Origin of the sequence: Paraburkholderia adhaesiva (assembly GCF_021390575.1) — a bacterium.
Classification (GTDB): Bacteria; Pseudomonadota; Gammaproteobacteria; order Burkholderiales; family Burkholderiaceae; genus Paraburkholderia; species Paraburkholderia adhaesiva.
In genome coordinates this window covers 1,148,800-1,164,932 of sequence record NZ_JAJEJQ010000002.1, presented here as the reverse complement: position 1 = coordinate 1,164,932, position 16,133 = coordinate 1,148,800, and the positions used below count along the sequence as shown (strand labels likewise).

Below are 16,133 nucleotides of genomic sequence, written 5' to 3'. Positions count from 1 at the left end.
TAATTGGGCGCTGTTCAGGCGCGATCGTATGACCGCATCCTGCGGCGTACAGTTGGCAGCCGCACGTTGCGTTCCCCTACAGAAAATGTTGCGTTGGCCGCTTAACGATCACCGCTCACCGCGCGGTCCAAAGCGTTCGAGCAGCGAGGTCAGCAGATCGACAGGCAGTGGAAAGACGATAGTCGAGTTCTTGTCAGCGGCAATCGTGGTCAGCGTCTGCAGATAACGCAGCTGCATCGCCTGCGGCTGCAGCGCGAGTCGCTGCGCGGCGAGCAGCAGCTTTTCGGACGCCTGCAGTTCGCCCTCGGCATGGATCACTTTTGCGCGTCGCTCGCGCTCGGCTTCGGCCTGGCGCGCGATCGCACGGATCATCGTCTCGTTCAGATCCACGTGCTTGATCTCGACGTTCGATACCTTGATCCCCCATGCATCGGTCTGGGCGTCGAGTGTCTTCTGGATATCGGCGTTCAACTGCTCGCGCTCGGCGAGGAGGGCGTCGAGCTCGTGCTTGCCGAGCACCGCGCGCAGCGTGGTCTGCGAGAGCTGACTCGTCGCCTCCAGGAAGCGCGCGACCTGGATCACGGCCTTCTCCGGATCGACGACGCGGAAGTACACCACCGCGTTGACTTTCACCGATACGTTGTCGCGCGTGATCACGTCCTGCGACGGCACGTCGAACACGACCGTGCGCAGATCGATGCGCACCACCTGCTGAACGACCGGGATGATAAGCACGAGCCCCGGCCCCTTGACCTTCCAGAACCGGCCGAGCATGAACACCACGCCGCGTTCGTATTCGCGAAAGATGCGGATCGAGGACGCGGCCAGCAGTATTGCCAGCACCAGCAGGACGCTTGAGAAGCCAAACGTGTAGCCGATCATGATTGTTCTCCTTCGCTCGGCACTTCATGTAATGGCGTGACGGTCAGCTTCAGGCCGCTGCGGCCGGTCACGCGTACTCGGCTGCCCGCGGAGAGCGGCGCGTCGCATGCGACCTGCCAGCGCTCGCCGAGCACGCGTGCCCAACCCGTGGCTAACGGCGTCGAACCGGCGACGGTGGCGCGCTGGTTGAGCTGCAAGCCATCGTCGATCACTTCGCCGATACTGCCGACGATCGCCTCCGCGCCGGTCACGACCGGCCGCCGCCGCGCGCGAAGCGCGACGCTCGACACCGTCCCGACGAACGCCGCGCCGCCGAGTGCGAGACCGGCGATCAGCGGCACGGGAATGCCGTAGCCCGGGGTGTTCGTGTCGATCAGCATCAGCGATCCGATGGCAAAGGCCACGATGCCGCCGAACCCCAGTACGCCGAACGTGGGCAGGAACGCCTCGGCGACGAGACAGGCAAGTCCCAGCAGCACGAGAGCGAGACCTGCGTAGTTGACGGGCAATAGTTGCATCGCGAACAGGCCGATCAGCAGACAGATCGCGCCGACGACGCCGGGCAGCACGAAGCCGGGGTTGGCAAACTCGAAGAAAAGGCCGTACACGCCTAGCGACAGCAGGATCAACGCGACGTTCGGATCGGTGATGATCGACAGGAAGTGGCTGCGCCAGTCCGGCTCCACGAAGGCGAGCGGCGCGTTCGCGGTGGCGACGCGTGTTGGACCGGCCGTGGTCATCGCAGTGCGGCCGTCGAGCTGGCGTGCGAGATCGCCCGGATCCTGAGCGATCAGATCGATGACATGCTGATCGAGCGCCTCCGTTGCGGACAGGCTCACGGCGTCGCGGACCGCGTGCTCGGCCCAGTCGGCGTTGCGCCCGCGTAGCTGGGCGAGTCCGCGGATATACGCGGAGGAGTCGTGCATGACCTTGCGGGCTTCCGTCGCTTCCGTCCCGCCTGGAAGTGGGCCCGACTGCGCGCCCGACGCGGCGCTCGCGGGGCCAGCCGGATTGATGGGTCCGGTGGGGCTTCCTCCCCCACCGCCGCCAATACCGAACTGCACGGGCGACGCCGCGCCGAGGTTGGTAGCCGGCGCCATCGCCGCGAAATGGCTCGCGTACACGATATAGGTGCCAGCACTCGCGGCGCGCGCGCCGCCCGGAGCGACGAACGCAGCGACCGGCACCGGCGATGCGAGAATGGCCTTGATGATCTGCCGCATCGACGTATCGAGTCCGCCGGGTGTGTCGAGCTGGAGGATTACGAGCGGCGCGCGCCGTTGCGCCGCGCGGGCGAGTGTCCGGACGACGAAATCGGCGCTCGCCGGCCCGATCGCGCTGTTGACGGTCATCACGACGACGGCCGTCTGCGGAGACGGTGCCGCTGCAACGGCACACACGACGAGCAGCGCCGCAAACACGGCGGCGCGGGCGACCCGCGCTGGCAGTGGGTGGCGCGGACGAAGCGGTGGCGCATCAGGCGCCGCTGGCGAAGTGCGATGAAATAGCATCGGAGCAACCGGGCGGCGTGTGGGACAAGCAACGACCCAATACTTAAAGATTAGGCGGTTTCTGCAAAGGGCGTGATTCCGTCCGGGGAGCGGCTGTGGTGGATGTCGCTGCGGGATCAGTGCCCTTGACGGCGAGGCACTGCCAGGGCAAATTGATAACTGTTATTTCGCAAAAACTAATCAATTGATATATAAATTGCAATGACAAATCACAGCGCCGCTTCCGGCACCCCTGGCTTACGTGTTGCGCCTGTTCGCGAGCGGCGCGCCGCTTATCCCAGTCTCAGTGGCAAAACGGTCTTCATCACCGGAGGTGGCAGTGGCATCGGCGCAGCCATGGTGGAGGCTTTTGCGCAGCAGGGCTCGCGCGTCGCCTTTGTCGATGTGGCCGAAGAGGCCAGCGCAGCGCTGTGCGAGCGTCTGCAGGCGTCGGGACTGCAGAGGCCGTGGTGGAAAGTGTGCGATGTGAGCGACGTAAGGGCACTGCAGGCGGCGGTGGGCGAGGCCATCGCCGAACTGGGCGACTTCGAGGTGCTGGTCAACAACGTGGCCAGCGACCAGCGTCACACGCTCGAAGATGTCACGCCCGAGTACTACGAGCAGCGCATGGCCATCAACGAGCGTCCCGCGTTGTTCGCGATTCAGGCCGTGGTGCCCGGCATGCGCCGGCTGGGGCGCGGCTCCATCGTCAATCTCGGCTCGACGGGCTGGCAGGGCAAGGCTGGCGAGTATCCCTGTTATGCGATTGCCAAGTCATCGGTGAACGGTCTCACGCGCGGACTGGCACGGCCCTTGGGCCGGGACCGGATTCGTATCAATACGGTCTCCCCTGGGTGGGTCATGACCGAACGTCAGATGACGAAGTGGCTCGACGCGGCAGGGGAGGAAGACATCAAGCGGAACCAGTGCCTGCCGGACAAGCTGATGCCGCATGACATTGCCGCAATGGTGCTGTTCCTCGCGTCCGACGATGCCGAAATGTGCACCGCTCAAGAGTTTCTGATCGACGCCGGGTGGATCTGATCCCCCGGACGCGCCGGGTCAGGCGTCTGCCCACTCATGATTGATTTTGCGGCCATAGGTGTCGAGGCTCGCGGACTGGAGCGCGCGCATCATGGCCCGCGCTCCTGGTGACGGCAACTGCTCCCGACGCGTGATGATCCCGAATGCGTCCATGTTGCATTGCATCTCAAGCGGCAACAGGGCGGCCACGCCGTGCGAGGCATAGTACTGCCCGACGGCGGTACTGAGCACGGCAATCATGTCGCTCTCTTCCAGCATCTTCGTGATGAATAGCTGGGACGAGGTTTCGATCAGGTTGATGGGCGGCGCGAGCCCTTTTTCCTGGAACATCAGATCGAAGCGGTGGCGCAGTACGCTGCCAGCGGGCGGGACGATCCAGCCCGCCGAATCGACATCGCGCAGTGTGAGACCCTGAATCGACAGCAGCGGATGGTTGCAGCGCACCAGCGCGCAGACGGGCTCGTCGGAGAGCGGTTCGTAGCGGTACATGGCTTTGTCGTGGTCGGCGTTCAGGCGCGCCACGACCATATCGAGCTTGCCCTGGGCGAGCCGCTCCATCAGCACCGGACTGGTGTCGATCTCCAGCGAAACGTTCAGATTCGGATGGGCCTGTTTGACGTAAGAAACGGCCTGGGGCAGCAGGGCGATGCCCGGGGACGTGATGGCCCCCACCCCGACATGGCCGAACAGACCGGCCTTGATGGCCGATATCTCGTCATAGGCCTGCCCCAGGTTGGCCAGCACCATGCGTGCGTGGCGAATCATCGATTCACCGTACCAGGTGGGGCGCATGCCGCGCGGCAGGCGCTCGAACAGTTCCACTTCCAGCACGTCTTCGAGATCCTTGAGCAGCTTGGACGCTGCCGGCTGGGTCATGTTCAGCACCTGCGCGGCGCGGTGGATGTTGCCTTCCTCGGCCAGTGCGACCAGCAGCAACTGGCGCGTCTTAAGGCGCGCGCGGATGAACCAGTGAGTGTACGCGGGCATGTCCGGAGTGTGATATCAGAATTTGTATCGATACCTGAATATTCTATATTAGACCCATATTCATACCGATCCTAGACTGTCTGCGCAACCTACTCGAGGGCACGCATCAGCATGGGTGAGGCAGCCATAGACGTCAGGAATTACATCAACGGACGTTGGGTCAACGGGGTGACGATTGGCTGTCGCAACAACCCGTCCGATACGCGCGAAGTCGTGGCCGAATATGCCCGGGCGGATCGCACGCAGGCCGATGAAGCCGCGCGCGCCGCAGCCGATGCCTTTGTTCTTTGGCAAGTCAGCGCGACGCAGCGCCGGTGCGATGCGCTGGACCAGATCGGCGGCGAGCTGCTGGCTCGCAAGGATGAACTGGGCCGCCTGCTGGCCCGCGAGGAGGGCAAGACGCTGCCCGAAGCGGTCGCCGAGCTAGTCCGTGCCGGACAGATCTTCAAGTTTTTTGCAGGCGAGGCGCTACGCATTCAGGGGGAGACGATGGCGTCGGAGCGTCCCGATGTGCAAGTGGACGTCACGCCTGAGGCGGTCGGTGTGTTCGGGGTCATCGCGCCCTGGAGTTCCCCGTTCGCCGTTCCCGCATGGGCAATCGCTCCTGCATTGGCGTACGGGAACACGGTCATATTCAAGTCGGCGGAACTGGCGCCGGCCTGCGGCGCGGCACTGGCCGAGATCATCAGCCGGGCCCAGTTGCCTTCGGGTGTATTCAACTTTCTGGTCGGCAGTGGACGCGAGGTCGGGCAGGCCCTGGTGGACAGTCCCCTCGTCGATGCGATTAGCTTCGCAGGATCGCAGGGCATCGGTGTTCAGATCCAGCGGGCAACCGCCGCGCGTGGTGCGAGAGCTCAACTGGATATGGGCGGCAAGAATCCGCTGATCGTGCTGGCCGACGCAGACCAGGATGCCGCGGTGGAGTGTGCAATCCGAGGTGCGTTCGCCTCGGCCGGACAGCGTTGCACCGCGTCGAGCAGCGTGATCGTCGAATCCGCGGTGCATGACGCGTTCGTGCAGAAAATGGCGAGACGCATGGCGGCTCTCAAGGTGGGAAATGCAATGGGACGCGGCATCGACATCGGCCCGGTGGTCGATGAAAGCCGGCTGACGCAGAACCAGCGTTTTCTCGATGTGGCGCGCAGCGAAGGTGCTGAGCACGTGTGCGGTGGGGAACTGATCGAGACGGCATCGCCCGGCCACTATATGCGTCCTGCATTGTGGCTGGCGCGGCCGCAGGACCGGATTGCCCGCGAAGAGATCTTCGGTCCGGTGGCCGCGGTGCTCGAAGCCGACGATTACGACCACGCGCTCGCGCTGGCCAACAATACGCCCGACAGCCGGTGCGCGGGTCTGTGCACCCGATCGCTGTCCCGGGCCATGCATTTCAGGCGTCATGCCGTGGCGGGCATGACCGTCGTCAACCTGCCGACCGTGGACGTGGATTTCCGCGTACCAGTTGGGGGGCGCAAGAGATCCAGCCATGGTCAGGGTGAACGGGGGCGTTATGCCTCCGGGTTCTACACCACGGTCAAGACGGGGTACATGAAAGTCTGAATAAAGAAAGGCCTGCTCACGCTACTAACAGGTCGTGCAGTTCGCAATACAACCGCAGTTATTCAATAAACCCGCCCGCCTGGACTGCGGCCAGAACGGCATCCATGCCTGCATGGAAGGAGACGACTCAATGAAGCGCTTGTTCCTGAAAACCCTGGTTGCGATCATGGCGCTGCCACTGGTCGGCGTTGCCCACGCGCAAGACAAAGGGCTGGTAGCCGTGTCCATGCCGACGAAGTCTTCGGCACGCTGGATTGCCGATGGCGACAACATCGTCAAGCAACTGAAGGCCGAAGGCTACACCACCGACCTGCAGTACGCCGACGACGACATTCCGAACCAGCTGGCGCAGATCGAAAACATGGTCACCAAGAAGCCGAAGGTGCTGGTGATCGCCGCCATCGACGGCACGACGCTGTCCAACGTGCTCAAAAAGGCCCATGACGCCGGCATCAAGGTCATTGCATACGACCGTCTGATCCGCGGCACGCCGAATGTCGATTACTACGCGACCTTCGACAACTTCCAGGTTGGCGTGCTGCAGGCGACGTCCATCGTCGACAAGCTGGGCCTCAAGGACGGCAAGGGTCCGTTCAACATCGAACTGTTCGGTGGCTCGCCCGACGACAACAACGCGTTCTTCTTCTACAACGGCGCGATGAGCGTGCTGGACCCGTACCTCAAGAGCGGCAAGCTCGTGGTGCGCAGCAAGCAGATGGGCATGGACAAGGTGGGAACGCTGCGCTGGGACGGCGCCGTCGCCCAGGCGCGCATGGACAATCTGCTGTCCGCTTACTACGGCAACGCCAAGCTGAACGCCGCGCTGAGCCCGTATGACGGCCTCAGCATCGGCATTTTGTCGTCGCTGAAGGGCGTGGGTTATTGCACGGCGCAGCAGCCGTGCCCGATTGTCTCCGGACAGGATGCCGAAATTCCTTCGGTGAAGTCGATCCTGCACGGCGAACAGTACTCGACCATCTTCAAGGACACGCGCGAGCTGGCCAAGGTGACGGTCAGCATGATCGACGCGATGATGCAGGACAAGAAGCCGGAAGTGAACGACACCAAGACCTACAACAACGGCGTCAAGGTGGTGCCGTCGTATCTGCTCAAGCCGGTGCTGGTGGATGCGTCCAACTGGAAGCACATTCTCGTGGATAGCGGTTACTACACGGCAGCACAACTCCAGTAAGCAGGGAGCGGGGCGGCCGTCTGCCCGGGATTGCAGATCGTCCCCGGGCAGACGGCCTCCGCTACGGTCATTGACAGAACCAGGAGACAGCATGGCGGACGACACGATCCTGTCCATGTGCAACATCACCAAGACGTTTCCGGGCGTGAAGGCGCTGGACAACATCAATTTGACGGTGAGGGCCGGAGAGATCCATGCCGTCGTGGGTGAGAACGGCGCGGGCAAGTCCACTCTCATGAAGGTACTGAGCGGAGTGTATCCGCACGGCACCTATGAGGGGGAAATCCATTTCGAAGGACAGTTGCAGCGCTTCGACGACATCCGCGACAGCGAAGAGCGCGGCATCATCATCATTCACCAGGAACTGGCGCTGGTGCCGTTGCTCTCGATTGCCGAGAACATCTTCCTTGGCAACGAAACTGCGCAGCGCGGCGTGATCGACTGGCACGCGGCTCATGTCGCCACGCGCGATCTTCTGAAGCGCGTCGGCCTCAAGGAGTCGCCCGATGCGATCCTCGGCAAGCTCGGGGTCGGCAAACAGCAGTTGGTGGAAATCGCCAAGGCCTTGTCGAAGCGCGTCAAGCTGCTGATCCTCGACGAGCCGACCGCCAGCCTGAACGAAACCGACAGCGCTGCGCTGCTGCAACTGCTGCTCGAGCTTCAGGGGCAGGGCATCACCTGCATCCTGATTTCGCACAAGCTCAACGAAATCACCAAGGTGGCCGACCAGATCACCGTGATCCGCGACGGCGCCACGATCGAGACGCTCGATTGCGCTTCGGGCGAGGTCAGCGAGGATCGCATCATCCGCGGCATGGTGGGGCGCGACATGGCGCACCGGTATCCGCAGCGTCAACCGAAGATCGGCGAAGTGATCTTCGAGGTGCGCGACTGGCACGTGTACCACGAGCAGTACAGCGACCGCGAGGTTATCAAGGGTATCGACCTGAACGTGCGCAAGGGCGAGGTGGTCGGCATCGCGGGGCTGATGGGCTCGGGCCGGACCGAACTGGCCATGAGCATCTTCGGGCGCTCCTATGGACGGAAGATCAGCGGGCAGGTGTTCGTCGATGGACGCGAAGTCGATGTATCCACCGTCAGCCGTGCGATCCGCCACGGTATCGCTTACGTGACTGAGGATCGCAAAGGATACGGGCTCGTTCTGGAGCAGCAGATGCGCAAGAACGTGACGCTCGCGAATCTGGCCGCCGTGTCCGAGCACAGCGTGATCGACGAAAACGCCGAGGCGCGGGTTGCGCAGCGCTATCGCGATTCGCTGCGAATCCGCAGTTCCGGAATCGAGCAGCCGGTGGTCAACCTCTCTGGCGGCAATCAGCAGAAGGTGGTGCTGAGCAAGTGGTTGTTCACCGAGCCCCGTCTGCTCATCCTCGACGAGCCGACTCGCGGGATCGATGTCGGCGCCAAGTACGAGATCTACACGATCATCGACGAGCTTGCCAGCAAGGGCGAAGGAATCCTGCTGATCTCTTCCGAGATGCCGGAGTTGCTGGGCATGTGCGACCGCATCTACGTGATGAACGAAGGACGCCTCGTGGCGGAGCTGGGCCGGAATGAAGCCAGCCAGGAGCGCATCATGCGTGCCATCGTGAACGCCGGTCAGGCGTGATTTTTGTATATCGAACTGAGGTTGCCTCATGAAAAATCTAGCGTCTCCTGACCTCGCGGCAGACTCGCTGCGTCAACCGTTTCGAGGTCTTATCAAGAACAATTTGCGCGACTACGGATTGTTGCTGTCGCTGATCGTGATCATGGGGTTCTTCCAGATCAAGACCGATGGCGTGCTGATGCAGCCGCTGAACATCACCAATCTGGTCTTGCAGAACAGCTACATCGTCGTCATGGCGCTCGGCATGCTGCTGGTCATCGTGGCCGGCCATATCGATCTGTCCGTGGGGTCGGTCTGCGGCTTCATCGGTGGACTGGCTGCCGTGCTGATCGTGCAGTTCAACTGGGGCGTGGTACCCACGGTAATCGTATCGTTGATGGCCGGTGGGTTGATCGGCGCCGCGCAGGGCTGGTTCGTGGCCTATGCGCGCATACCTGCCTTCATCGTTACCCTGGCGGGGATGCTGGTGTTCAAGGGCCTGGAGCTGGCACTGCTGCAGGGCCAGTCGGTCGGGCCGTTTCCCACCGAATTCCAGCGCATCAGCACGGGTTTCCTGCCGGACCCGTTCGGTGGCGAGAACCTTCGCGTGCTTTCGCTGGTCGTGGGGCTCGCTTTGGTGCTCGTGTTGATCGCAGCAGCGGTGCGCCAGCGCATCAAGGCGCGCGCCCATGGAATCGATGTCGAACCCATCGTGCTCTTCGTCGTGAGAAATGTGCTTTTTGCGGGCGCGCTGGTGTATCTGTCCTGGCTGATGGCCATGTATCGCGGCATCCCTAACGTGCTGATCCTGATGGTCGCGCTGATCCTCGTGTATCAGTTCGTCACCAACCGCACGACGATCGGCCGCCGTATCTATGCGCTGGGTGGCAACGAGAAGGCAACGCGCCTTTCGGGCGTCAATACCGCGCGTCTGTCATTCATGACCTTCGTGAACATGGGCGTGCTCGCAGCCGTGGCAGGTCTGATTTTCGCGGCGCGTCTGAACACTGCGACGCCGAAGGCAGGTCTCGGCTTCGAACTGGACGTGATCGCTGCGTGCTTCATTGGCGGCGCGTCGGCGTCCGGCGGCGTGGGCAAAGTGGTCGGCGCGGTGATCGGCGCGTTCATCATGGGTGTGATGAACAACGGCATGTCGATCATGGGCATCGGTATCGACTATCAGCAGGTGATCAAGGGGCTGGTCCTGCTGGCCGCCGTCCTGATCGATGTCTATAACCGCAACCGCGCCTGATCCGGTATTTTCAGCAAACTTAGGCATTCCCTTCATGAGTACAGACACAAAAAAGAAGCTGCGTTCGGCGCAATGGTTCGGCACCAACGACAAGAACGGCTTCATGTACCGCAGCTGGATGAAGAATCAGGGCATTCCCGATCACGAGTTCGATGGTCGCCCGATCATCGGGATCTGCAATACCTGGTCTGAACTGACGCCCTGCAACGCGCATTTCCGCAAGCTCGCCGAGCATGTGAAGCGGGGCGTTCTGGAGGCGGGCGGTTTTCCAGTCGAATTCCCCGTATTTTCCAACGGCGAATCCAATTTGCGGCCGACGGCCATGCTGACGCGCAATCTCGCTTCCATGGATGTCGAGGAGGCGATTCGCGGCAATCCGGTCGATGCCGTGGTGCTGCTGGTGGGTTGCGACAAGACCACGCCCGCGTTGTTGATGGGCGCGGCCAGTTGCGACGTGCCGTCCATCGTTGTCAGTGGCGGGCCGATGCTCAACGGCAAGCTGGAGGGAAAGGACATCGGTTCGGGCACGGCCGTGTGGCGTCTGCATGAAGATCTCAAGGCCGGCGCGATATCGCTGCACCATTTTCTGGCGGCGGAAGGCGGCATGTCACGGTCAGCCGGCACGTGCAACACCATGGGGACCGCGAGCACCATGGCCTGCATGGCCGAAGCGCTGGGCGTTTCCTTGCCGCACAACGCCGCGATTCCCGCCGTGGATGCGCGGCGCTATGTGTTGGCGCACATGTCGGGCCAGCGCATTGTCGAGATGGCGCACGAAGGACTGACGCTGTCAAAAATCCTGACGCGCGCGGCGTTCGAGAACGCGATCCGGACCAATGCCGCCATCGGCGGATCGACTAACGCAGTGATTCACCTGAAGGCGATTGCCGGGCGTATCGGCGTCGAGCTGGAACTCGACGACTGGACCCGCATCGGCAAGGGGACGCCGACGCTTGTCGATCTCCAGCCGTCGGGGCGTTTCCTCATGGAGGAGTTCTATTACGCCGGCGGCTTGCCCGCGGTGCTTCGCCGTCTGGGCGAAGCAGGGCTGCTGCCGCATCCCGATGCGCTGACCGTGAACGGCCAGAGTCTGTGGCACAACGTGCATGACGCGCCGTCCTATGACGACGAAGTGATCCGTCCGCTGGACCATCCGCTCATCGACGATGGTGGAATCTGCGTGCTGCGCGGCAATCTCGCGCCGCGCGGTGCAGTGCTCAAACCCTCCGCGGCGTCGCCGCATCTGCTGCGGCACCGCGGGCGGGCGGTCGTGTTCGAAAATTTCGAGCACTACAAGGAACGCATCAACGACGAAAATCTCGAGGTGGACGCGAACTCGGTACTGGTCATGAAGAACTGCGGGCCGCGCGGTTATCCGGGCATGGCCGAGGTCGGCAACATGGGTCTGCCGCCCAAGCTGTTGCGGCAAGGCGTGAAGGACATGGTGCGCATCTCCGATGCGCGCATGAGCGGCACGGCCTATGGAACGGTGGTGCTGCACGTGGCTCCGGAGGCCGCCGCCGGCGGCCCGCTCGCAGCAGTGCGCGATGGCGACTGGATTGAACTGGATTGCACAGAGGGCCGTTTGCATCTGGACATCAGTGAAACGGAACTGGCCGAGCGGCTCAGTCATTTCCAGCCGCCGGAGCCCTCCATGCAAGGCGGCTACCAGCAACTGTACAGGGACCGGGTATTACAGGCTGACGAAGGGTGCGATTTCGACTTCCTGGTCGGATGCCGCGGCGCAGCGGTACCGCGCCACTCACACTGAAACTCTTACTGCCCGAACCTGGGAAACACATGTCTACGACTGCCTCCGCGCCACGTTACCGCGGCATCTTTCCCGTTGTACCCACTGCCTTCAACGACGATGGCTCACTCGATCTGGAGAGCCAGAAACGTTGCCTCGATTTCATGATCGATGCGGGAGTGGACGGCCTGTGTATCCTGGCCAATTTCTCTGAGCAGTTCTCGCTCTCCGACGATGAGCGCGAAGTGTTGATCCGCACCGCGCTGGAACACGTAGCGGGGCGCGTACCTGTGATCGTGACCACGAGCCATTACGGCACGCGGGTATGCGCCGAGCGCAGCAGACGGGCGCAGGACATGGGTGCCGCGATGGTCATGATCATGCCGCCGTACCATGGCGCGACGTTCCGTGTACCCGAGACGCAAATTCAGGAGTTCTACGCACGGATATCCGATGCGATTCGCATTCCGATCATGGTGCAGGACGCACCGGCCAGCGGAACCGCGCTGTCGGCGGCATTCCTCGCGCGCATGGCGCGGGATATCGAACATCTTGCTTACTTCAAGATTGAAGTGCCCGGTGCCGCCAGCAAGCTGCGAGAACTGATCCATCTGGGCGGCGACGCGATCGAAGGGCCGTGGGACGGTGAAGAAGGCATCACCTTGCTGGCAGACCTCGATGCGGGCGCTACGGGCGCCATGACCGGAGGCGGCTTTCCCGACGGCATTCGCCCGATTATCGAGGCGCACAGGGCAGGGGACGTTGATCTGGCCTTCAGCCTCTATCAGCGCTGGCTGCCGCTGATCAATCACGAGAACCGGCAGGGCGGCATTCTGACCGCCAAGGCATTGATGAAGGCCGGTGGCGTGATTGCCTGTGAAGCGAGTCGTCACCCGTTCCCGCCGATGCATCCCGCCGTGCGTGCCGGATTGCTCGACATTGCGCGCCGACTCGATCCGCTGGTGTTGCGTTGGGGGCGTTGAGATCGCGGGTTGCCGCGTCAGCGGAGATGCACGGCGGGCGGCGCGCTGGTTCGCGCTGGTTCGCTCGTTCGGGCCGGCCACGGCGAGCCTGAATCCCTTTCCTTATCTATTAAGCGCTGGACTCCACGATCATGAAAATCACTCGATTGACTACCTATCTGGTGCCGCCGCGCTGGTGCTTTCTCAAGATCGAAACGGACGCCGGTATCACGGGCTGGGGTGAACCGGTACTGGAAGGGCGCGCCCACACCGTGGCCGCCATGGTGGACGAGTTGTCGGACTACCTTGTCGGCAAGGATCCGCGCCACATCGAGGATCATTGGACCGTCCTTTATCGTGGCGGCTTTTATCGCGGTGGCGGCGTACACATGAGCGCGCTAGCGGGCATTGATCAGGCGCTTTGGGACATCAAGGGCAAGGCGTTGGGTGTGCCGGTGTCGGAACTGCTGGGCGGGTCGGTGCGGGACCGCATCCGCGTGTATAGCTGGATCGGCGGCGACCGCCCGAGCGAAACGGCCGAGGCCGCACGTCAGACGGTGGCTCGCGGCTTTACCGCGGTGAAGATGAATGGCACCGAGGAACTGCAGTACATCGATTCTCATGACAAGGTCGAACGATGCATCGAGAACGTGGCCGCCGTGCGCGATGCGGTGGGACCCAACGTAGGCATCGGCGTGGATTTCCACGGGCGCGCGCATAAACCGATGGCCAAGGTGCTCTTCAAGGAACTGGAGCCCTATAAGCTCATGTTCATCGAAGAACCGGTGCTCAGTGAACACTATGAGGCGCTGCGGGACCTGGCGCATCTGTCCAGCACACCGATCGCTCTGGGCGAACGCCTTTACACGCGATGGGACTTCAAGCGCATCCTGTCCGAAGGCTACGTCGACATCATTCAGCCGGATCCGTCTCATGCGGGCGGGATCACTGAAACGCGCAAGATCGCAGCCATGGCCGAGGCTTACGACGTCGCGCTCGCACTGCATTGCCCGTTAGGCCCGATTGCACTGGCCGCCAATCTCCAGATCGACGCGGGCTGCTACAACGCGTTCATCCAGGAGCAGAGTCTCGGCATCCACTATAACGAGGCCAACGATCTGCTGGACTATGTGTCCAACCCGGAAGTGTTCGCCTACCGTGATGGCATGGTCACGATTCCCGTTGGGCCGGGGTTGGGGATCGAGGTCAACGAGGCCTACGTGCAGAGTCGCGCCGTGGAGGGGCATCGCTGGCGCAATCCTGTCTGGCGGCATGCGGATGGAAGCTTTGCCGAGTGGTGATTGAGGTAGTCGAAAGTGGGGGGGCGATGAAACGATGACTAGTTTTTATTGGCCGTCGTGCGTCCCCCCAGATAATCAGTCATCGAGATCAAGTGCCCCCAGTCAGCCCCTTGCCCGGCACTGCTTTGATGTACCGACGGGATCGTGCCACTCAAGCTCATCCCAAAACGTATTTATTCTCTTTCTGTAACCCATCATTAGACAACTGGAAGTCGTACAGTTGTTGCGCTCCAGAATCCAGTCTTGGCCACGCAGCCGATACGGCCAGATTTTGTGCTGTGCGTTACGGCAGATCATTAGCTGGCGCGGCAAGCCGGCGATGATCCGCTGTGACAACGGCCCAGAATATTTGAGTGTGGCGATCACCGACTGGGCCGGAGGTACGGTATCAAACGCGACTACATCCAGCCGGGCAAGCCCCAGCAGAACGCGTATATCGAGCGCTTCAACCAGACCGTTCGGTACGAGTGACTGTCGCAGTAGCACCGGGAAGACCTCGATCACGTTCAGTGTTTCGCGGCCGACTGAATGTGGACTGAGAATCACGACCAATCACGACCACACCAACATGGCCCTGGGTGGATTTACGCCAGAGCAGCGGCCGGCCACGGCCACCTGGTTTCTACTTCTGAATCCCATGGAAACCGGGGCGATTAATGTCAAGAATTCGCGGCGCCATTTGAATGGAATATTTGCGTTTGCGCAGATATCCCTCCCTCCGCCTTATCGCAAAATTCGGAAAAGATAAAATGCCGCACCACTATTAGATTCAGCAGGCATATTACGTGCGGCACTTCGGTGCTCACCGCACGATTCCTGAAACGATCCATGTCCTGTCCTCCAAGGAGTCTGGCCGGCCAGGCTTTCCCGACGCACCGGCCCATCGTCGTACTGTTCGGGTTGCTGATCGCATTCAACGTGGGTGCCTGGGCATGGGCATTCATGGCGTTTCGCGACTATCCGCTCCTGATGGGGTCGAGCCTGCTCGCGTACTCGCTGGGATTGCGGCATGCGGTCGACGCGGATCACATCGCCGCCATCGACAACGTCACGCGCAAACTGATGCAGACGGGCCAGCGTCCGATAAGCGTCGGGCTGATGTTCTCGCTCGGGCACTCGACGGTCGTCGTGCTAGCATCGCTTGGGATCGTGGCTACGACGGTCGAATTACGGCGCCGGTTCGGCGATTTCCGCGAAATCGGCTCGATGATTGGCACGCTTGTGTCGACGTTCTTTCTATTCGCGATCGCGGTGGTCAATCTCGTGACCCTGAAGGCGCTGGTCGGCGCATTCCGGCGCGTACGCCGCGGAGAGCGGTACGAGGACGAAGACCTCAATCAGCTGCTCGCGAATCGGGGCCTCCTTTCGCGGTTGTTCCGGCCTTTGTTCCGGATCATCACCCGCCCCGGTCACATGTACTTTCTCGGATTTCTGTTTGGGTTGGGCTTCGATACCGCGTCCGAAGTCGCTTTGCTCGGCATCGCGGCGGCGGGCGCGACACAGAGCTTGCCGATCTGGTCGATTCTCGTGTTTCCCGTACTTTTCACGGCGGGCATGACGCTGATCGATACGATCGATAGCGTTCTGATGACGGGCGCTTACGGATGGGCGTTCATCAAACCGGTCCGCAAGCTCTACTACAACATCACGATCACGACCGTCTCGGTGCTTGTGGCGGTGCTGGTCGGAGCGATCGAGGGGCTGGGGCTGATTGCCGAACGAATGCATCTGGGGGGCGGCTTCTGGACGTTCGTCGGCGAGTTGAACGAGAACTTCGCGCTGGTGGGTTACTCGATCGTGGGCGTTCTGGTGATGAGCTGGGTGCTGTCCGCCGCGGTGTATCGCTGGAAACGCCTCGACGATGAGCCGGGCGCGGCTGCCAGCGGCGCCGGGCCGATGTCAGGCTGAATAGAGTCTGGAAGCAACGTACCGTGTGTTGCGCAGCCCCAAGGTATCCCACGCCATCTCAATATTCGTATGGACTACAGATTGTTATGCGAATTGGGTGAAATAGGGGTTATTCCCGGTAACAAATGGCTGTCCAATCCGAACATCGATTTGATTTAGCGCAAACCGAATCAATCGGTGCGAGCCGAATATTCATTTCTTG

The 16,133-nt window shown here is 62.0% G+C and carries 12 protein-coding genes and 1 pseudogene; 10 read left to right on the top strand and 3 right to left on the bottom strand.

Annotated features, from left to right (window positions below):
• Window positions 1–108 precede the first annotated feature (108 nt).
• Together L0U80_RS20880 and L0U80_RS20875 are read right to left on the bottom strand one after the other, a co-directional pair.
• Window positions 109–882 carry a slipin family protein gene (locus L0U80_RS20880; protein WP_233869392.1) on the bottom strand — a complete coding sequence of 258 codons (774 nt, stop codon included), beginning with the start codon at window positions 880–882 and terminating at the stop codon, window positions 109–111.
• Window positions 879–2,393, bottom strand: coding sequence for an NfeD family protein (locus L0U80_RS20875; RefSeq protein WP_233869389.1), 1,515 nt, complete (start codon window positions 2,391–2,393; stop codon window positions 879–881). Before L0U80_RS20875 ends, L0U80_RS20880 begins: the two co-directional genes overlap by 4 nt.
• A gap of 201 nt (window positions 2,394–2,594) precedes the next feature.
• On the opposite strand from L0U80_RS20875, the gene L0U80_RS20870 reads away from it, so the two are divergent.
• Window positions 2,595–3,416 (top strand): SDR family NAD(P)-dependent oxidoreductase, encoded by an 822-nt coding sequence (locus tag L0U80_RS20870; RefSeq protein WP_233869386.1) that lies wholly within the window; start codon window positions 2,595–2,597, stop codon window positions 3,414–3,416.
• An 18-nt stretch (window positions 3,417–3,434) separates the two neighbouring features.
• Here L0U80_RS20870 and L0U80_RS20865 read toward each other — a convergent pair whose 3' ends face one another.
• Window positions 3,435–4,403 (bottom strand): LysR family transcriptional regulator, encoded by a 969-nt coding sequence (locus L0U80_RS20865; protein ID WP_233869382.1) that lies wholly within the window; start codon window positions 4,401–4,403, stop codon window positions 3,435–3,437.
• Window positions 4,404–4,514: 111 nt separating this feature from the next.
• Here L0U80_RS20865 and L0U80_RS20860 point away from each other — a divergent pair, with 111 nt between their 5' ends.
• From L0U80_RS20860 to L0U80_RS20820, 9 genes and pseudogenes are all read left to right on the top strand, one after another.
• Window positions 4,515–5,960: an aldehyde dehydrogenase family protein gene (locus tag L0U80_RS20860; RefSeq protein ID WP_233869379.1), complete on the top strand. Its 1,446-nt coding sequence runs from the start codon at window positions 4,515–4,517 to the stop codon at window positions 5,958–5,960.
• 130 nt (window positions 5,961–6,090) lie between these two features.
• Window positions 6,091–7,152, top strand: a complete 1,062-nt coding sequence (gene chvE, locus L0U80_RS20855) for a multiple monosaccharide ABC transporter substrate-binding protein (protein WP_308444876.1) — start codon at window positions 6,091–6,093, stop codon at window positions 7,150–7,152.
• A gap of 91 nt (window positions 7,153–7,243) precedes the next feature.
• Window positions 7,244–8,779 (top strand): multiple monosaccharide ABC transporter ATP-binding protein, encoded by a 1,536-nt coding sequence (gene mmsA, locus L0U80_RS20850; RefSeq protein ID WP_233869376.1) that lies wholly within the window; start codon window positions 7,244–7,246, stop codon window positions 8,777–8,779.
• Between the two features lie 28 nt (window positions 8,780–8,807).
• On the top strand, window positions 8,808–10,010 hold the full coding sequence (gene mmsB, locus L0U80_RS20845; protein WP_233869373.1) for a multiple monosaccharide ABC transporter permease: 1,203 nt from the start codon (window positions 8,808–8,810) through the stop codon (window positions 10,008–10,010).
• Between the two features lie 34 nt (window positions 10,011–10,044).
• Window positions 10,045–11,781 carry an IlvD/Edd family dehydratase gene (locus L0U80_RS20840; protein WP_233869370.1) on the top strand — a complete coding sequence of 579 codons (1,737 nt, stop codon included), beginning with the start codon at window positions 10,045–10,047 and terminating at the stop codon, window positions 11,779–11,781.
• Between the two features lie 29 nt (window positions 11,782–11,810).
• Entirely contained in the window at window positions 11,811–12,743 is a 933-nt protein-coding gene (locus tag L0U80_RS20835) for a dihydrodipicolinate synthase family protein (RefSeq protein WP_233871491.1), read from the top strand.
• A gap of 131 nt (window positions 12,744–12,874) precedes the next feature.
• Entirely contained in the window at window positions 12,875–14,023 is a 1,149-nt protein-coding gene (dgoD, locus tag L0U80_RS20830) for a galactonate dehydratase (protein ID WP_233869367.1), read from the top strand.
• A 283-nt stretch (window positions 14,024–14,306) separates the two neighbouring features.
• A pseudogene (locus L0U80_RS20825) lies at window positions 14,307–14,491 on the top strand (integrase core domain-containing protein); the annotation flags it as partial.
• 360 nt (window positions 14,492–14,851) lie between these two features.
• Entirely contained in the window at window positions 14,852–15,931 is a 1,080-nt protein-coding gene (locus tag L0U80_RS20820; RefSeq protein ID WP_233869363.1) for a HoxN/HupN/NixA family nickel/cobalt transporter, read from the top strand.
• Window positions 15,932–16,133 lie beyond the last annotated feature (202 nt).